This window comes from Chryseobacterium glaciei (genome assembly GCF_001648155.1).
In the GTDB taxonomy this organism is placed as follows: domain Bacteria; phylum Bacteroidota; class Bacteroidia; order Flavobacteriales; family Weeksellaceae; genus Chryseobacterium; species Chryseobacterium glaciei.
The window spans coordinates 2,827,447-2,846,101 of sequence record NZ_CP015199.1; the positions used below are offsets into that span (position 1 = coordinate 2,827,447).

Annotated in this window: 20 protein-coding genes and 2 tRNA genes; 8 read left to right on the plus strand and 14 right to left on the minus strand. The window is 33.9% G+C overall.

Features of this window, described 5'->3' with window-relative positions; translation table 11 throughout:
* Window positions 1–24 precede the first annotated feature (24 nt).
* Entirely contained in the window at window positions 25–318 is a 294-nt protein-coding gene (locus tag A0O34_RS12555) for a helix-turn-helix domain-containing protein (RefSeq protein ID WP_066755115.1), read from the plus strand.
* A gap of 327 nt (window positions 319–645) precedes the next feature.
* Here A0O34_RS12555 and A0O34_RS12560 read toward each other — a convergent pair whose 3' ends face one another.
* The gene (locus tag A0O34_RS12560) at window positions 646–1,989 is read right to left on the minus strand and encodes an alkaline phosphatase family protein (RefSeq protein ID WP_066755116.1); all 1,344 of its coding nucleotides are present in this window, start codon (window positions 1,987–1,989) and stop codon (window positions 646–648) included.
* Window positions 1,990–2,175: 186 nt separating this feature from the next.
* Between A0O34_RS12560 and A0O34_RS12565 the strand changes: the two genes are divergently transcribed.
* The gene (locus tag A0O34_RS12565) at window positions 2,176–3,600 is read left to right on the plus strand and encodes an amino acid permease (RefSeq protein WP_066755117.1); all 1,425 of its coding nucleotides are present in this window, start codon (window positions 2,176–2,178) and stop codon (window positions 3,598–3,600) included.
* Window positions 3,601–3,704: 104 nt separating this feature from the next.
* Here the strand turns inward: A0O34_RS12565 and A0O34_RS12570 are convergent.
* Both A0O34_RS12570 and A0O34_RS12575 read right to left on the minus strand, forming a co-directional pair.
* Window positions 3,705–3,775, minus strand: a tRNA-Gln gene (locus tag A0O34_RS12570).
* 165 nt (window positions 3,776–3,940) lie between these two features.
* Window positions 3,941–4,011: transfer RNA gene (locus A0O34_RS12575), tRNA-Gln, on the minus strand.
* Between the two features lie 98 nt (window positions 4,012–4,109).
* On the opposite strand from A0O34_RS12575, the gene A0O34_RS12580 reads away from it, so the two are divergent.
* Genes A0O34_RS12580 through A0O34_RS12595 form a run of 4 tightly spaced genes read left to right on the plus strand, consistent with a single transcriptional unit; the run spans window position 4,110 to window position 7,269 of the window.
* The gene (locus A0O34_RS12580; RefSeq protein ID WP_066759684.1) at window positions 4,110–5,132 is read left to right on the plus strand and encodes an AMP-binding protein; all 1,023 of its coding nucleotides are present in this window, start codon (window positions 4,110–4,112) and stop codon (window positions 5,130–5,132) included.
* A 39-nt stretch (window positions 5,133–5,171) separates the two neighbouring features.
* The gene (gene arfB / locus A0O34_RS12585; protein WP_066759685.1) at window positions 5,172–5,564 is read left to right on the plus strand and encodes an alternative ribosome rescue aminoacyl-tRNA hydrolase ArfB; all 393 of its coding nucleotides are present in this window, start codon (window positions 5,172–5,174) and stop codon (window positions 5,562–5,564) included.
* Between the two features lie 47 nt (window positions 5,565–5,611).
* Window positions 5,612–6,268, plus strand: a complete 657-nt coding sequence (locus tag A0O34_RS12590) for an acyloxyacyl hydrolase (protein ID WP_066755118.1) — start codon at window positions 5,612–5,614, stop codon at window positions 6,266–6,268.
* A 26-nt stretch (window positions 6,269–6,294) separates the two neighbouring features.
* Entirely contained in the window at window positions 6,295–7,269 is a 975-nt protein-coding gene (locus A0O34_RS12595) for a deoxyhypusine synthase family protein (RefSeq protein WP_054511710.1), read from the plus strand.
* A gap of 376 nt (window positions 7,270–7,645) precedes the next feature.
* On the opposite strand, the gene A0O34_RS22515 is transcribed toward A0O34_RS12595, so the two are convergent.
* A complete protein-coding gene (locus A0O34_RS22515) occupies window positions 7,646–7,792 on the minus strand; it encodes a hypothetical protein (RefSeq protein ID WP_169816838.1) in 147 nt (48 codons plus the stop codon).
* Between the two features lie 190 nt (window positions 7,793–7,982).
* Here A0O34_RS22515 and A0O34_RS12600 point away from each other — a divergent pair, with 190 nt between their 5' ends.
* Both A0O34_RS12600 and A0O34_RS12605 read left to right on the plus strand, forming a co-directional pair.
* On the plus strand, window positions 7,983–8,279 hold the full coding sequence (locus A0O34_RS12600; protein ID WP_066759687.1) for an MGMT family protein: 297 nt from the start codon (window positions 7,983–7,985) through the stop codon (window positions 8,277–8,279).
* A gap of 99 nt (window positions 8,280–8,378) precedes the next feature.
* A complete protein-coding gene (locus A0O34_RS12605; RefSeq protein WP_066755119.1) occupies window positions 8,379–9,173 on the plus strand; it encodes an alpha/beta hydrolase in 795 nt (264 codons plus the stop codon).
* A gap of 84 nt (window positions 9,174–9,257) precedes the next feature.
* On the opposite strand, the gene A0O34_RS12610 is transcribed toward A0O34_RS12605, so the two are convergent.
* From A0O34_RS12610 to A0O34_RS12655, 10 genes are all read right to left on the minus strand, one after another.
* Window positions 9,258–10,049 carry a hypothetical protein gene (locus A0O34_RS12610; RefSeq protein ID WP_066755121.1) on the minus strand — a complete coding sequence of 264 codons (792 nt, stop codon included), beginning with the start codon at window positions 10,047–10,049 and terminating at the stop codon, window positions 9,258–9,260.
* Window positions 10,050–10,052: 3 nt separating this feature from the next.
* Window positions 10,053–10,415 carry a hypothetical protein gene (locus A0O34_RS12615; protein WP_066755123.1) on the minus strand — a complete coding sequence of 121 codons (363 nt, stop codon included), beginning with the start codon at window positions 10,413–10,415 and terminating at the stop codon, window positions 10,053–10,055.
* A gap of 12 nt (window positions 10,416–10,427) precedes the next feature.
* Window positions 10,428–10,982, minus strand: a complete 555-nt coding sequence (locus A0O34_RS12620; RefSeq protein WP_066755125.1) for a LemA family protein — start codon at window positions 10,980–10,982, stop codon at window positions 10,428–10,430.
* Window positions 10,983–10,994: 12 nt separating this feature from the next.
* Entirely contained in the window at window positions 10,995–11,267 is a 273-nt protein-coding gene (locus A0O34_RS12625; RefSeq protein ID WP_066755127.1) for a hypothetical protein, read from the minus strand.
* 16 nt (window positions 11,268–11,283) lie between these two features.
* Entirely contained in the window at window positions 11,284–12,072 is a 789-nt protein-coding gene (locus A0O34_RS12630) for a hypothetical protein (protein WP_066755129.1), read from the minus strand.
* 139 nt (window positions 12,073–12,211) lie between these two features.
* Window positions 12,212–14,104 (minus strand): molecular chaperone HtpG, encoded by a 1,893-nt coding sequence (gene htpG / locus A0O34_RS12635; protein WP_066755131.1) that lies wholly within the window; start codon window positions 14,102–14,104, stop codon window positions 12,212–12,214.
* A 105-nt stretch (window positions 14,105–14,209) separates the two neighbouring features.
* On the minus strand, window positions 14,210–14,935 hold the full coding sequence (locus tag A0O34_RS12640) for a phosphodiester glycosidase family protein (RefSeq protein ID WP_066755137.1): 726 nt from the start codon (window positions 14,933–14,935) through the stop codon (window positions 14,210–14,212).
* 75 nt (window positions 14,936–15,010) lie between these two features.
* Complete coding sequence (gene recA / locus A0O34_RS12645) at window positions 15,011–16,018, minus strand: recombinase RecA (RefSeq protein ID WP_066755138.1); 1,008 nt, start codon at window positions 16,016–16,018, stop codon at window positions 15,011–15,013.
* Window positions 16,019–16,513: 495 nt separating this feature from the next.
* Window positions 16,514–17,710: an oxygenase MpaB family protein gene (locus tag A0O34_RS12650; protein ID WP_066755139.1), complete on the minus strand. Its 1,197-nt coding sequence runs from the start codon at window positions 17,708–17,710 to the stop codon at window positions 16,514–16,516.
* Between the two features lie 150 nt (window positions 17,711–17,860).
* Window positions 17,861–18,637, minus strand: a complete 777-nt coding sequence (locus A0O34_RS12655) for a LuxR C-terminal-related transcriptional regulator (RefSeq protein ID WP_066755140.1) — start codon at window positions 18,635–18,637, stop codon at window positions 17,861–17,863.
* Window positions 18,638–18,655 lie beyond the last annotated feature (18 nt).

The following is an 18,655-nucleotide window of genomic DNA, read 5'->3' on the forward strand; positions in this document are numbered from 1 at the left end:
CCGAAAACTACTAAAACAAAAAGGATGAAGATATGTGGACAAAACATCAGAAAGATTCGAAGGAGTAAAGACTTTACCCAAGAATATATGGCTTTTGAAATGGGGATTTCACAGAAAGCTTATTCCGATATTGAAAATTCTAAAGTGAAGATCAATCTTGATATTTTAAACAAAATTTCAGGAATTTTAGATATAAAACCTTCCGACATCTGTAGTATTTCTCACAAATGCGGAACGAATGATTTTGAAGATAAATATCACGATCTTGTAGAATATATGAAGAAAAATAATATTGCTATTCCAAAAGAGTATTTATAAACTTGTTAGATATAAAATCAAAAAGGCTGCTTCAACAAGAGGTAGCCTTTAGTTTTTTTAAATTATTTTAGACTTAATACTAAGAGAACTTGATAAATCTAGTTAGTCGGTCAATCGCAAAGGCGCAAATTAAGATTAAATATATTCTTCTAAGGCGCAAGGATTTTGTCTTCGATAAAATTTAATAAAGCAAATTTATTACTGAATTAATTGAATATGATGTTTACTGAAAATCTCTGATTTTCTTGCGCCTTAAAAACGTGTATTATATTAAAAAATTGCGTCTTTGCGATTACCAACTGTTTAAACAGTTTTTAGTTTAAAATTTTACTTTTTCAATAGTCCCGGATATAGAACTCCGTCTGTTTTCATTGTAAGATGTAATAATTGTGCAATTAATGGAGCAATATCTTCCTGTCCCATTAGAGGTAAAACCGTTCCTTGCTTTATATTTTTACCAAAAGCAACAAATCCTGTTTGAATTTCTTTAAAATCTGTTGGTAAATAACCGTGAGTTCCTCCGTCTGCCGCTTTTAATAATTCTCCTGTAGCGGTTGCTCCAAAACTCACTCCTTGATAAGCTGCTAATGCTAATGATGCAGTCGGATCTCCTTGAGCATCTGCGATTTGTTGCTTATTCAAAACATGGAAAAGTTTTTTGTATCCATCAGGTAAATTGTTGAGAAGTTCGTTTACTTTAGTTAACGTAGCTTTATCATTAGGATTTTTCAAATGTAAAAATGCAGAACCTCCACTTGCCTGAAAGTAAGCTTTCCAGTCTTCTTTTTTATCATTATCGTACAATCCTGCTTTTGCGAGCATAACATTGGGATTAAACTGAGAGTGGATATCCACAAATCCGTGATCTCCTGTGATGATAAACGTTGTATTTTCATCAATTCCTGCTGCTGTTGCGGCATCGATAAGTGTTTTGATGGCTACATCCGCACCAACAACTGCGGAACGAACTTTATCGCCATCTCTTCCTTCTTCATGCTCAAAGTGATCGACAGCTGCAATATGAAGCGCTAAAAATGCAGGCTTGTATCTCTTTAAAATATAAGCGGCCATCCTTGCTTTATTTTGATCAGTTACTGCATGGTCTAAACTTGCTCCATATTCCCCGAATTTCCCCACTGCATAATCCTGAACTTCCTGAAAAAGCTCTTTAGGTGTTGATTCTAAACTCATTGCCTTTACTTCATCCTTTTTCTCACCTTTATTTTTTGGAAGATAAACATATTCTGGTAAGTTGTAAGTGATTGGTGCTCCTACGGTTACAGGCCAGCTTACTCCAGCAGTAGTAAGTCCGGCTTCTTTAGCAATACTGAAAATCGTTGGAACTTTAATATCCTTATAAAACCAAAACCATTCTCCCGTAATTCCCAAAGGCTGAACCGGAGTATTATAATAAATACCATGCTTTGCAGGCAAAACTCCGCTTACGATGGTAGTGTGCGATGGATAAGTAACGGTTGGAAATGAACCACGAACGCCATTGGCATAAGCTCCTTTTTTCATCATTTGTCTGAGGTTTACCATAGACCATTCAGGATTCAGATAAAACTCAGGTCTTAAACCATCAATACTTATTAAAACGACATGGTCGGAATTGTTTTGAGCTTTCGCCAATCCCGTTGCCAGCGCAAGAAAAAGGAATATTTTTTTCATTGTAAAAATTTTTGCAAGATTAGGATATTAGTATTAATGGAGTGTGAATAGACTATTAAGTTTACTTTCTTTATTAAATATTTGTTGAGGATTAAAATTATTAACCCAGTCAATTAACTTTTATAAAGTCTCCAATAAAATCAAGAGCGAAAGTTTTTATATATTTAAGCTATATTTTTTCGATCTATGAACAATGAAAATAAAGAGGAACAAAAAGGTTCTCTTGTCAGAGGGTTAACCAATCGACACATTCAATTAATTGCCCTTGGTGGAGCCATCGGAACAGGATTGTTTCTTGGAATTGGTCCTGCAGCAGTTTTGGCGGGTCCATCCGTTATTTTAGGGTATGCTTTGGCTGGGATTATTGCCTTTTTTATCATGCGTCAACTTGGTGAAATGGTTGTTCAGGAACCGGTTTCAGGAAGTTTCAGTTATTTCGCGTATAAGTATTGGGGGAAATTTCCCGGATTTGCTTCTGGCTGGAATTATTGGATTCTTTACATTCTCGTAAGTATGGCCGAACTTACTGCCATTGGTCATTACATTCATTTTTGGTGGCCTGATATTCCTCTCTGGGTTTCGAGTTTATTCTTTTTTATCTTAATTAATGCTTTAAACTTAGCTTCAGTAAAAGTTTATGGTGAAACAGAATTTTGGTTTTCAATTATAAAAGTAGTAGCCATTATTGCCATGATTATTTTCGGTATTTATTTGTTGATAAGTGGAACAGGAGGTAGTAATGCAAGCGTTTCTAATCTATGGAATGACGGCGGTTTTTTCCCAAAAGGATTATTCAATCACAGTGAAAATGGATATTCAGGGCTCTTTGCGGCAATGGCGATGATCATGTTTTCTTTTGGTGGATTAGAATTAATCGGAATTACCGCTGCGGAAGCAAAAAGTCCCGAAAAAACAATCCCTAAAGCTACTAATCAGGTAATCTATAGGATTCTGATTTTCTATGTTGGAGCTTTGATTATTCTATTTTCTTTGAGTCCGTGGAGAGAAATTACAGAAGGTTCAAGTCCGTTTGTAATGGTTTTTCAAAATTTGAATGGATTGGAATTTACGATGTTTGGAAAAGTCATTCAATTCAATGTTTTGATTGCTAATGTTTTGAATTTAATTGTATTGACAGCAGCATTATCCGTTTACAACAGCAGTGTTTACAGTAATAGCAGAATGCTTTTCGGATTGGCTCAACAAGGAAATGCACCAAAATTTTTACAGAAATTAAATAAAAATCACGTACCAATTAACGCAATCCTTATTTCTTCTTGTTTTGCAGGAATCTGTATTATCATTAATAAATTAGTTCCGGAAAAAGCTTTTGAGTATTTAATGGCTTTGGTGGTTTCATCATTAATTATCAATTGGTTGATGATTTGCTACACGCATTTAAAGTTCAGAAGAAGTAAAATAGCATCGGGAGAAAAAACGAAATTTCCGTCTATATTTTATCCAATCTCCAATTATATCTGCATTTTATTTTTATTGGCTATTTTGGTATTAATGAGTATTACAGGAATGGAAATTCAGGTAATCTTAATTCCGATATGGGTAGCCTTTTTGTTTGTAATGTATAAATTGTACAAGCCTAAACAAGGATAATAGTATTTTATCATTAAAAGATATTTTGAAAGGGCGGATATTCATCTGTCCTTTTTTGTGCTTTATAGAAATAAAAAAAACCATCCTTAAAAAAGAATGGTTTGTAGACCCACAGGGATTCGAACCCCAACTGACGGTACCAAAAACCGGAGTGCTACCGTTACACTATGGGTCTGTTTTATTTTGGTGATGCAAATTTACAGCTTTTTTCTTTATAGGCAAGAGCTTCATTGAAAAAATGCAATTTTTTTTATGTAAAAAAGTATAAGTGATTGTCTTTGAACGGAATTAATTTTTGAAAATTATATACAAAAAAACCACCCTTAAAAAGGATGGTTTGTAGACCCACAGGGATTCGAACCCCAACTGACGGTACCAAAAACCGGAGTGCTACCGTTACACTATGGGTCTGTTTTATTTTGGTGATGCAAATTTACAGCTTTTTTCATTATTTGCAAGAACTTTTTAAACTTTTTTTTAAATTTACATAACTTTTTATGGTGGTAAATATGGTGATAGACTTCAATAATCTCAGAATTAACAATTTACATTCGCAGACGGAATTTGAAAAGAAAGCGACTTTTTTTTTAGAAGATTGGCTGTCGGATTCTGAAACAATGAAAGTACAGACTTCAGGTTCTACAGGAACTCCGAAAGTTTTCGAAATTGAAAAAAAAAAGATGCTCAATTCTGCCGTGATGACCTGCAATTTTTTAGGTTTAAAAGAAGACGACACTGCATTATTGTGTCTTCCCGTAGAATATATTTCTGGGAAAATGATGGTGGTTAGATCTTTTGAAAGAAAAATGAAGCTGATTGTTGCCAATCCATCCTTAAAACCGCTTGAAAATTTAGAAGAAGAAATAGATTTCTGTGCAATGACGCCTTTACAGGTTGAAAATTCATTAGACAAGCTTCATTTAATTAAAAATCTAATTATTGGCGGTGCTTCGATCTCCGAAAATCTGAAAGATAAAATTTTTCAGGCTCTCAAACTTTCAAATTCTCAAACTCAAATATTTGAAACGTATGGAATGTCGGAAACACTGTCTCATATTGCACTGAAGCAATTGATTCCACAGGCAGAGGAGTACTTTACAGCCTTTGAAAATGTTTCTGTTACGAAAGATGAAAGAGGGTGTTTGAGGATATGGGCGCCTAATGTAAATGCTGAGGTGTTGGAAACTAATGACTTAGTTGAGATTAAGGATGAAAATAAATTTAGGTTTTTAGGGCGAATAGATAATGTAATTAATTCCGGTGGCGCAAAAATTTTTCCTGAAGAATTGGAAGCTTTAGTTAAAAAAGAAATTTCAAATGAAGTAGTATTTTTAGGATTGAATGATGAAAGTTTGGGGCAGAAATTGATATTAGTGATTGAAGGTGAAGAGTCGAATGATTTACTTGAAAAAATACACCAAATTCCATTTGAGAAAAATTTTCACAAGCCAAAAGAGATCATTTTCATTAATGAAATTCCAAGAACGCCGAACGGAAAAGTGAATAGGACAGAATTAAAAAACATATTGTAAAGTCTTTTATCTTTACTCTTTAATTTAATGATCTTAAAAATGAAAGATTTCACAAAAGAACTCAATTTCAAAACTTCCCGCAGCAGTGGGGCAGGAGGACAGAACGTCAATAAAGTTGAAACGGCTGTTACCGTACTTTGGAAAGTGGACGAATCTGAATTTTTTAATGAAAGACAAAAAAATTTAATTCAGGAAAAACTAAAAAACAGAATAAATCTAGAAGGACTTTTATTCTTAACCGTTTCTGAAAGCAGAACACAATTAATGAATAAAAACAAAGCGATTGAAAAAATTATAGATATCGTTAATAAAGCTTTAATTGTTCCGAAAACAAGAATCGCCACAAAACCTTCCCGAGCCAAAAAAGAAAAAAGATTAGACACCAAAAAGAAAATGTCTGAAAAGAAAGAAAACAGACGGTTCAAATTTTGATTTTGGATAATCAATAAAAACATTATTTTTGCCCAAAATTTTAAATAATGTTAAAAAAACTAATAGCCTTAGGAGCTTTTTCAATTTCTCTACTTTCTTTTGCCCAGCAAAATGAACCGAAAATTTCAGTTATTCCTTCTGTAGGATATGCATGGAGAACCGCAAAAACAACACCTGGTTTGACTAAAGCGGAAAAAGATTATGTTAATGGCCTAAAAAGCGGAGTGAATTTCGATATTTCTGCCTATTATCATTTAAAAAACATTGTAGCAATTGGATTGAAATTTTCTAATTACAGTGCATCAAGCGATGGATTTCTTTTAGGATATGATATGAGCGGAATGCCTGTTTCTGCGTCCGTTACTACTAAAGACAATATCACTTTCTTTGGTCCTGCTTTGATGATCTCAAACTTCAGCGAAGCAACGAGACATAAAATGTACGTTGATATGGGATTAGGAGTAATTTCATATTCAACAAAAACAGGAAATGTAAAAGGAACAGGTTCTAATTTAGGGGCAGAGCTTAATTTTGCATATCAATACCAAATTTCCAAGAACTTTTTAATTGGTCCAAAAGTAGGACTAACAGCCGGAACACTGAATAAAATGAAGTTCAACGGACAGACAATTGAGTTCGGAGAAGATCAAAAAGAAGGCTTACACAGAGTTTCTTTAAGTGCTGCCGCTACATTCCGTTTTTAAGTTTTATCTTTGCAAAAATCAAAATAATGAGCAAACCGATTACTGAATTTATAGAGAAATATTACCTGCACTTCAATGCAGCTGCATTGGTAGACGCATCTAAAGGGTATGTTGCACATCTTAAAGATGGTGGAAAAATGATGATTACTTTGGCGGGGGCAATGTCAACTGCTGAATTAGGGAAAATTCTTGCTGAAATGATCCGTCAGGGAAAAGTAGATTTTATCTCTTGTACCGGAGCGAATCTTGAAGAAGATCTAATGAATTTGGTGGCACATTCTCACTACGAAAGAGTTCCGCATTACAGAGATCTTACGGCTCAGGACGAGTGGGCTCTTTTAGAAAGAGGATTGAACAGAGTTACAGATACTTGTATTCCTGAAGAAGAGGCTTTCAGAAGATTGCAAAAACACATCGTTGAGATCTGGAAAGATGCTGAAGCGAAAGGAGAAAGATATTTCCCGCACGAATATATGTATAAAATGATCCTTTCAGGAGTGTTGGAGCAGTATTACGAAATTCCTAGAGAAAACTCTTGGATGATCGCCGCTGCAGAAGCAAATTTACCAATTGTAGTTCCGGGATGGGAAGATTCTACAATGGGTAACATCTTCACTTCTTACTGTATCAAAGGAGAATTACAGTTTTCTACAATGAAATCTGGGATCGAATACATGGCTTATTTAGCAGATTGGTACACTAAAAACTCAGGTGGAAAAGGGGTAGGATTCTTCCAAATTGGTGGAGGTATCGCAGGAGATTTCCCAATCTGTGTAGTTCCGATGTTGTATCAGGATATGGAAATGCATGACATTCCGTTCTGGTCTTATTTCTGTCAGATCTCTGATTCTACGACGTCTTACGGTTCGTATTCAGGAGCTGTTCCGAATGAGAAAATTACTTGGGGTAAATTAGATATCACAACACCGAAATATATCGTTGAAAGTGATGCAACGATCTGTGCACCATTGATGTTCTCTTACATCTTAGAAAATTCATAAAGCAGGAGGACGGAAGTCTGAAGCTTGAAGTTATATAAAACGTCCAATTTTGTTGGACGTTTTTTTATTTTATTAACCACAGATTTTCACAAATTCACACAGATGTTTGTGCTTATTTGTGAAAAATTATTTGTGAAATTTGTGTTTAAATAAATAGCATCAAAGAAAAATATACACAATTAACAAAGAAAATTAGAACACAAACATCTGTGTGAATTTGTGAAAATCTGTGGTCAAAATATTTATAAAAATCAGGGCGTGCCCCTCTCCAACGCTAAGCCTCAATCTCGGGTCGGGCTTCTCCGGGCTCCACTTCGTTTCGGTGCTTTGCACTGCTCCTTTCAGTCGCACCCTCCATATCCCTCACGCAAAACTGTCAGTCCAAAGAATTAGTCAGCACAAAATATCGATAAGCCAAAATCCCTTTCTGAACTTTGGTTAATATACTCGGATCTTTATCACTCAATTTCGGTAAAACGGCTTTATTGATTTTATTCACGAGTCTAAAAAATGATTTTTTCATAACTTTATATTTTAATGAGAAACACCATTGAAACAAGTAGAGTTCAAAAATGATGCAAAACAAGATAACTTAGCAGATTTAGCTGAGTGAAACGCCTTTGCGAACGAAAAATATTTTCAAACATTTCAAAAAAAACTTTGCGATCTTTGCGTTAAAAATAGGTAATCGTTTCAAAATAAAAACAAAAAAAATGGACGAAATATTCAAACAACAAGTCTGGGAAATTACCAAACTCGTTCCAAAAGGAAGAGTAACAAGCTACGGAGCTATTGCAAAAGCAGTCGGCTACCCGAATCATTCCCGTCATGTCGGAAAAGCAATGGGAGGGTGCCCGAAAGATGTTCCGGCTCATCGTGTTATTTCGAGCTCAGGAACTTTATCCGTTCCGGAATTTCAAGTCAGATTAGAAGCAGAAGGAATTGAGGTGGAGAATTTCAGAATTAAAAATTTCAAGAAGCTTTTTTGGAATCCTTTGGACGAATTATAGGATTTCTACCGTTCAGGACATAAAAAATACAGCTGAGTCGCTTTTTTTGGTAAGGCTTATTCGAAGGGTTTAGTTTTGTCTCATAAAATAAATGAAACCATGAAAACAAAACTGCTATCTACCATACTTTTCTTACTTACAATTTGCTTATCAAAAGCTCAAATGGATGATAAATTTTATCAGCCGAGTAAAGAAATGAAGCCATTAGAATTTTCAAATCCACAATTTATTGCGTTTCCTGTAGAAAATGATACGATTACGGCTGTAGTTTTAAAGCCTCAAACCAATAATATAAAAAAGACAATTTTGTTTTTCCACGGTGCGAATGGAAACGTATCAACCTATCAATATATTACAAAGCCATTGGTGGATAATGGTTTTCAAGTCGTAATGATAGATTTTAGAGGGTATGGAAAATCAACAGGAAAACCTACTCACGTTAACGTAGCAGCAGACGGACAAAAAATACTTGATTTTTTACTAGGCAAACCTGAGATCAAAAACACTAAAATATATATTTACGGAGCTTCATTAGGTTCTCAGATTGCGGCTCATTTGGCAAGAGAAAATAAAGATAAAATATCAGGATTGATTATAGATGGTGGGATGTCATCATTTGCAGATATCGCGGCGGTTCATGCTCCGCAATACAAAGATTTTATCAACCAAATGTTGCAAAACGTTTATTCGGCAAAAGAAGATATAAAATTTACAAATGGGCTTCCTAAGCTATTTATCTACAGCAAAAATGATAAAACAATTCCTTTTTCTCAAGGACAGGAAATTTTTGATAATGCTTCGGAACCTAAACAATTTCTTGAAAACATATCAGATCATATTCAAGGCTTGAAAGATGAGCCTAAAGAGATTTTAAAGGCGATTGATAATTTATAAAAATTGATTACTATAGAAATTGAGGGTGGCTTTTGGTCGCCCTTATTTGATAATTTTCAAATAAAAAAAATGAGATCGAAATATTTATTTTGGATTCTTCTTGCTGAGATTTATGAATCTTGTTTTGATGAGCTTCGATTTTTTGCTGCTTTGCTTAAAATTTTCTTTTTCAAAAAGCATCTTAAAATATCCAAATAAAGCGGGAATAAGAAATGTTACAAACAAACTGCAAATTCCCAAAGCCCAAATGGGCATGTCATCTCTTTTTCCTTGGAAATATTCCCAAATTACCCATGAAAGCACGATGATAAAAAACAACATAGCGCCTGGAAAAACAATATACATCATAAAGCCCATAACAATTGTCCAGATAAATGAAATGTCTCGATTGAGAGCGTAAAGTGTAATTCCGGCAATAGCGATCGTGAAGATGAAAAAGAATATAAGTACAAGAGATACAATCAATTTTTGCTCCCAGAAACTCATGTTTTTAATGTATTTATCCCCTTCTTTATAAGAGACTTTTATGGTTTTTCCAAGTTCAATTGGATGGCTTGCTCCGTAGCCGATTGATTTTTGAATGGTTTGATTTTTATCATTTTTAAACTCTACAATAGCAATAGGTACCGCATCTGATTCTGAATCTCCATCGGTATATTCATATCTTACCACCTTCGCATCATATTTTTTCTCAAAGAAATAAGCGTAGGCTGATTGACCAACAATTCCGGCTAAGAAAAAGAACATCCCTGAAATAACAAGGGTTGCAAGCATGGGTAAAATAAGTCCGGTTATTGAAATGTTTGCTCCTGCTTTTTTCTTTTTGATGACAATCAGAATGATAATAATGGCAGTAAAAATTAAAGTATACCACATAGTTTAAGATTTATTAGCATTAAAATTTTTCATTTTTGAAACTTCTTTCATAAAATTGATGCATTCCCGCTGGTTAAGCAGCGTAAATATTGAAACGAAAAATAGGATAATAAGGTAAATAAGTGCGAGTTTCAACTTTTCGGTTTCCAGAAATGCGGAGAAAAATAGGACAGGCATAAATACTAAAATCGATAATCCATAGGTCATTAAAATATATTGCACTATATTTTTTAAGAACGTAATTTTCCTAACGATACTATATAAAACAAAAAGTCCGATGGTAACAACTGGGAAACCAATGGCTAATGAGCCCCAAAATTTTCTGGAGTTCACGAAGTCTCCTATAATGCCTAAATCTATGACCATTTTTATTTAAATTTAAAGTGTAACCCCGTTATATTCTATTTCTTTCTCTGAAAACTCCAGCATTTTCATTTTTTGATAACTCATTATTTTTGCAAACAATACATCCGGAAAAACTTGGATCCCTGTATTGTATAAATTGATTGAATCATTAAAATACTCGCGACGGTCAGCGATCATATTTTCCAGATCACTTAATCTTTTCTGGAGTTCCAAGTAAGATTGTGATGCTTTTATTTCAGGATAACTTTCGATAGAAATTAGAAGAGATTTGATTCCTCCGTTAATGCCTTGTGCAATTTTTATTTTATCGTTCGTATTTTCTGATTGCAGATATTGACTTCGAAGTGCAACAAGCTCCTTCAGGGTTGTGTTTTCGTACAGTGCAGTTGCTTTTACAACACGAACTAAATTAGGAACTTCATCAGCGCGTTGTTTCAGCATAACATCAATATTGGCGAATGCTTTTTCTACGTTGTTTCTAAGGATTACAATCTGGTTGTATGATTTTACCAGAAATGAAACAACAGCAACAATCACAATGATAAAAATGAGTAAAGGTATGAGCATTGTTTATTAGTTTTATTTAAAGAAATCAAAAGGATTTTTAGAAAAATTTTCTTTCCAGTTTACCGACTCGAAAATAAGTTTAGTTCCACTGGCTTTTACAGGAATCAATATAATAAAAGCTGAAAAAAGAGCAATGCATAATAGAGTAGCTACGGCTTTTAATTTTAAAGGTCTCCATTTATTAGCAAAATTTACCCATTGTAAAGGTGCCATTCCGAAAAGCTTTTTAGTTTCATCATATCTGAAAATCGTTTTTGCATCTCCGTAAAATGCTTGTCCGATCATCAGAATTTCCGTTTTTTCATCTAAAATATATTCGCGATACCGTTGGTCCGGCTTCTATTTCGGTGGCTGGCCAGAAGCTTATCCATTCTATTTTGTCGGGGACAACTTCAATACTTCCGGAATCATCCTCCAGTAAAAAATTGTTGAAACCTATTTGTCGCTTAATTTCACGATAAGATTTGCTTGTTTTTCCGTCATCATCTCTAGATTCGGTAATTTCGTCTACCGTATAAATATATCCGACATATTTTGTCGTGCTGTAAGATGAAAATACAGGTTCTATGGCTTTTGCCTTTCCACAAATTTCGGCTAAACCTATGGCAACACTTTTAATTTTAGACGTCGGAAGGTTTCTTTGGTAAAAGAAAAATCGATTTTTATTACTGGGTAAAATAGAACTGAGAATGATGATAAATAAAATAATGAAAATGGAATAGATCCCAAAATAGAAGAATCCCAGATAAACGAAAAGGATTCCAAAACCACCTAAAATAATTTTCCAGACAGGCTTTTTCTCTTGTCTTGCTTTTCTGAAAGAATCATAAATGCTTTCTATTCCTTTCGTAATCATAGTGATGATTGCTAATAAAAAAACGGAAATGAAAAGTCCGATAAATATAAATCCTGATTGGTGAGGAAAGAAATAATATCCTAAAGCAATGATTAAAGGATCAATGATAAACATGATCCACGTTGGTTTGATCTTGAGCTCTAACAATCCTGTCAGAATAACAGTGTGAAAAAGTGCAATACCCAAACTAAAAAACATCAGAAAAGGAAGCATTTGGATCGTAATCTCAAACATTTGTAATTGGTGTTTTGCAAATGTAAGATTTTTAAAATTACTTAATAATGCTAAAAAAGGTGATGAGTAATGAGGTGGATATAAAAAGTTTCGGGGGTCGACAAAGTCGACCCCCGAAACCACAATATAATTAATTAAACTATTTTTCTAGTTGCTTATAACTTCTTTGGATGAAGTCTGTAAGATCTTTTCCTTTCAATAAATTTTGAGAAAGTTTGGCCAAATCTAAAGCATGTTTTACCAATCCTTCTTTTTCTTCTGAATTTTCAGTTTTTAGGATCTGGTTGGCAAATTCACTGTTAGAGTTTACGACTAGGTTATACATTTCAGGAAGGTTACCCATTCCAAACATTCCGCCGCCGCCAGTTGCCTGCATATCTTTCATTCTTCTCATAAACTCGGGCTGAGTGATCGTGAAGGGAGCATCATTGCTGTCTAAATCTTCTAGCTGAACTGTGAATTTTTTATCTTGAACCGCATCTTCAACATTCTTTTTTAATGATTCTTTTTCAGTATCATTTAATTTAGAAATAGTAGGGTCGTCTTTTTTGATCAGATTATTTACATGATCAGCATCTACTCTTGCAAATGAGATTTTCTCCTTAGAAGTTTCCAGTTTTTGGATTACGTGAGGAATAATATGAGAATCTAAAAGAAGAACTTCATACCCTTTATCTTTCGCAGACTGAATGTAGCTGTGTTGCTCATCAGCATTAGAAGCATAAAGAATGATCAAATTACCGTCTTTATCTGTTTGAGTAGGCTTTAATTTTTCTTCTAACTCGCTCCAAAGGAAATATTTTCCGTCAGTTGTTGGATATAGCGTGAACTTGTCTGCCTTTTCTGCAAATTTTTCTTCAGTTACAATTCCGTATTCGATAACGATTTTAATGTCATTCCATTTTTGTTCGTAATCTGCACGGTTTTCGTTAATTAAAGAAGCCATTTTGTCGGCAACTTTTTTAGTGATGTAAGAAGAAATTTTCTTTACAGCACCATCAGCCTGAAGGTAAGAACGGGAAACGTTCAATGGAATATCCGGAGAATCAATAACACCACGAAGAAGCATCAAGAAATCTGGAACGATACCTTTTACTTCATCTGTTACATATACCTGATTTTGATATAATTGAATTTTATCTTTTTCGATGTTTAAATTGTTGCTCAATTTAGGGAAGAATAAAATCCCTGTTAAGTTGAAAGGATAATCTACATTCAAGTGAATATTGAATAAAGGTTCCTCAAACTGCATTGGGTACAACTCGTGATAGAATGTCATGTAATCTTCACTCGTCAAATCACTTGGAGCAACCGTCCATGCCGGTGTTGGGTTGTTGATAATATTATCTACTTCCTCAGTTTCTGCAACAGCATCTTCCGGAGCATCCTCAGGTAAAGATAACGTATGCGTTTTTGTTCCGAACTTAATAGGAACAGGCATGAATTTGTTATATTTTAATAACAGTTCACGGATTTTTCCTTCTTCTAAAAATTCTAATGAATCTTCTGCAATATGAAGAATGATTTCAGTTCCTCTATCTGTTTTATCTGTTGTTTCTTCAAGAGTGAATTCTGGGCTTCCGTCGCAGATCCAACGAACTGCTGGTTCATCTTTGTAAGATTTAGTTAAGATTTCCACTTTTTCAGCCACCATGAACGCAGAATAAAATCCAAGTCCGAAATGACCAATAATTCCTGAATCTTTTGCAGTGTCTTTATATTTTTCCAAGAACTCTTCAGCTCCCGAAAAAGCAACTTGATTGATATATTTTTCAACTTCTTCTGCAGTCATCCCAATTCCTTGGTCGATGATGCGAAGTGTTTTTTGTTCTTCATCAATTTTCACTTCAAGCTTCGGATTTCCGTACTCTACTTTCGCTTCGCCAATGCTTGTTAAATGCTTTAATTTTAAAGTAGCATCCGTTGCATTTGAGATTAATTCTCTCAGGAATATTTCGTGATCACTGTAAAGAAATTTTTTGATAAGCGGGAAAATGTTTTCCACAGACACATTAATATTTCCTTTAGTCATAATAATTTAGTTTTGATTTGTGTTGTTATTCACAAAAAAAATACCACACGCTAGAAAGTGACATATTGGCATTGTTTTATATTTTTTTGTAAAAATAAAATGTAGCTACTTTTCTGTTGCAATACCTATAATTACTCCGAAATTTCCATCTTCCTGAATCCAGTTTTCTTCAGGTAAATATGCTCTTGAGACAAAGCCATCAAGATATAATGCGTTTTTACATCCCAGATTTTTAAATAATGAAGCGAAGTCGTAAAAGTTTATTTTTTTCTTAGACATTATAAAAACAGGATTTTTATTTTCCAATATTCCGACGCCGTTTCTTATATTTAAATTTTTAGAATTTTTTTGAAAAATAGGATTAATTTTTCCATTGATGATAAGCATTGGACCGGATTGAGTGGCAAATTTTATATCTGAATTTATTTTAAAATTTTCAGTGGAAATAACAGCAGATGTATTAGATTTTGTAAGGTAGAAAATACCGTTTGGTTTTAGATAGAAATTCCCTTGACCACTCAAAGTATCGATTGGGTGTAAATTTTTAAAATTTTCTATGTATAATCCTTTTGGAATATTGTTTTGAATGAACATTCCGCCATTCATGGCGAATTTTAAATACTGATTTTTGGTATTAACATAATTTTTTAAATTCTTAATGCTTTTGAAAGGTTGATTTTGATTCTTTTTCCAAAAGAATTCAATCTTATCTTTTTTCATATCAGCAGAATAGATTATAAAATCAGGATTAATTTGTTTCTCTTTTTTACATGAAAATAATATGATAAATACCGAAAGAAATAGTATTTTGGAAAAAATATTCAGTTTCATTTGAGTTTTTATTTAAAATTATACAAAAAAAGACAACCAAAAGGCTGTCTTTAATTATATTGTAAAGCTAAAAAATTAATTAGCCTTATTTTTCAATTCTTCTTTAATCTTATTTTCCAATTCATCAGAAAGTTCAGGATTGTCTTTTAATAAATCTCTTACAGCATCACGACCTTGTCCCAATTTAGTTTCGCCATAGCTGAACCAAGAACCGCTTTTCTTCACAATTCCCATATCTACTGCAGCATCAAGGATTTCTCCTGTTTTAGAAACGCCCTCACCATACATAATGTCGAATTCTGCCATTTTGAAAGGTGGAGCTACTTTGTTTTTCACAATTTTCACTTTTACACGACTTCCAACAGCTTCATCTCCGTTTTTGATAGGTGCACTTGCTTTTCTGATATCTACTCTTACAGAAGCGTAGAATTTCAATGCGTTACCACCGGTTGTAGTTTCAGGATTTCCGAACATTACACCGATTTTTTCTCTCAACTGGTTGATGAAAATTACCGTACATTTTGTTCTTGAAATAGTTGCAGTTAATTTTCTTAATGCCTGAGACATCAATCTTGCGTGAAGACCCATTTTAGAATCTCCCATTTCACCTTCGATCTCTGCTTTTGGAGTCAATGCGGCTACTGAGTCAATAACTACAATATCAATTGCTCCTGAACGAATCAAGTTGTCGGCAATTTCCAAAGCCTGTTCACCATTGTCTGGCTGAGAAATAATCAAGTTTTCAAGATCGATTCCTAGTTTTCCTGCATAACCTCTGTCGAAAGCATGCTCAGCATCAATAAATGCAGCAATACCTCCTGCTTTTTGAGCTTCAGCGATCGCGTGAAGGGTTAAAGTTGTTTTACCAGAAGATTCAGGTCCGTAGATCTCGATGATTCTTCCTCTAGGATATCCTCCAACTCCTAATGCAATGTCTATACCTAAAGAACCGGAAGGAATCACTTCAATTGTAGTATCAATAGTACTGTCGCCCAATGTCATTACAGTTCCTTTTCCGTATGTTTTATCTAGCTTGTCAAGCACTAATGCTAATGCTTTTTTCTTATCTTCTATATTGCTCATCTGTTGTTAAAATAATTGCTCAAAAATAGTGAATTTTACCGTCAAAAACTAATATTATTTGTTCCTTAGAATTGATTTTATAGTTAAAAAATGATAAAATTTAATAGGTTATATTGTTCAGAACTAATTAAATGCAGGATTAAAATCGTGTTGTTTATTTAGTGCCGAGAGTTAAAAATATTTTTATTGCTTAAATTTTCTTTTATATTATTAAATTAACCACAAAGTTTGTCATTCTGTAGGAAGCTAGACTCATTTTGTAGAAATTATTATGTAAATTCTTTGTTGAGATTCCTACAGAATGACAAAGATTTTGGGTATCATTATTGGATAATTAGATTACTTTATTTCAGCAGGTTCAGCACTGGCTTGCTACACTCATCACAAAGGCAAATAGCCCTAATGGTGACAAATACCCTAGCCCCGATTGAAGAGAAAATCCTTTTTTGAAAAAAAAGATTGCAACGGAAAGCGGGAAATAGCTCCTGAAAAAAATTAATGAAAATTAGAGTTTTTCGTAACCCTCAGATAGTCTTCCAATACTTTCAATTGAGCTTTGTTGCCTCTATTAATTCTTGTATTGCGATTAATCAAATTGTCATAAATTTTATTAATGATAATTTTCGTATTGGGAAATAATTTTCTGTTGGAAACATCCGGAATGTGTAATCTCCTACAAACATCATCATCCAATAAAAACCATGTACAGCAAATGTGTAAATAACGTAAATTTTTTCGTTGGAACTCAAATTTCAGAATAGGATTTTCCAAAGATTCATTCAAAAGAGAATGAGCCAGTAAGGCAGAGTCTTTATCCGCTGACGGTTGAACGGAAGTCCACAAATAAAAATATTCCGTAGCCTGTTTTTTATCGTCCGGTAAAAGATTTTCGGGGATGCCTAATAGATATCCAACGTATTTCCAAAGGTGAAAAAGTCCTTTTTCTTCTTCAACGGAAAATGTGTTTCCTAGTTTTTTAAGACTGTGAAGGAAAACTAAACTAAAACCAATGTAAGTCGCCATCATATCCCAAGAATTGATCGGTTCACCCCAATTTTCGGTATCCCATTCTTTGTAATGTTTTTTAATGGAAAGTCTTGCGTAAGAATGAATTAATCTTGTTTTGATGGCAAATTCGTAACCTTTTGCATGGATTTCCAGAGCATTGTATCGGGTTGCATTTATCCAGAAATCCAAAGTTTCGGAAAGTCGTTTTACCGCTCCTTTCTTTAGAGCTTCGGTTACAATTAAAGGTTTGTTGAGATAAGCATAATCGTAACCTCCAATTAAGCAGTAATCTCTCAAGGAAATTAAGGAATCGAGATTGCTTCTCATGCAAAGTTCGGCACCGCTTTTCAGCAAATTATAATCAAGCCATTCCGGAATGTGTTGGGTTTGTGAGAACAATTTTTTTACACTTTCGGGAACGTCATCATTTTCTGAAACTCCATTTCGGATGTAGCCTTCAATTTCTTTTGAGCCTTCACTGAATTTTTTAGTCAGATAAACATCTTTTACAACTTCATCCCCGATCTCATCGACATGATAAAAATAAGGCGCAAATTTTTCAAAATCCCTGAAACTCACTTCTGCTCCGGAAAAATCAGTAAGTTGTTTGCCGTTGCCTTTTATCCAAAAGTCTTTGAAATGTTGAGAGTACTTGAAACGAGGTTGTAAAATTGCTTTTTCCATTGAATATAAAAATACAAGTTTTAAGCCGAAATTCCTTGGTGAGATTTATCAGGATTTAAGTACGAATGGTTAATTGTCGAATCGCTTCACTGGTGAATTTTTGATGAGATTAATAATTTACAATTGATCATTCATAATTCATAATTGACATTAAATAAGTCCCCATTCGAAGGCCTTTTTCACAAGTTCTTTGCTGTTTCTGGAACTTGTTTTAGCTAAAATATTTCTTCGGTGCGTTCGTACGGTATGTTCAGATAAAATCAGCATTTTGGATATTTCTACTCCGGAATATCCTTTGGCAATAAAAGATAAAACTTCGGTTTCTCTTTTGGTTAAATTCATGCAGGCATGCTGAGGTAGAGCCTCATCATCAATTTTGATCTGATGAAAATCACTTCTGGGACTTATTCCGGTAATCAAAACAGTATTGGGATTTTGTTTTGTGATATGATGAATATTGGTGTGGATGTTTATAGATTGAATGATGTGACCGTTTTCGTCTTCCAAGGTCGGAATGGCTTGATGATGGAATAATTCATAACTTCCATTAGCAGTTTTCATTCTGAAACAATAGCTTGATTTTATGAAAAGTTGGTGATCCAGACCGATTTCCAGCATTTTTTCAATAACGGTTTGCTCGGCTTTCATTACAAACGGAATATCATCAGGATGGGTAAGATCAATAACATCCTTAAGGTTTTCCGGATATTTTTTTAACCCATGAAGTTTTAAAATATTTTCATGATGGTGAGAAAGAGTACTGTTGGTAAGGTTTAAGGCATAATAATAGAACTGGCCGATAGCAAACATTTCGCCAATGATCCTTTCTATCGGTGGCCTATCTAGAATATTATTATTACTTTTTCTTACGCCTGGATAAGTTTTCCATATTTCAATTAAAGGGTGTTTCTTTTCCGAGTCCTGCATGATTGAGTTTTGTTTAAA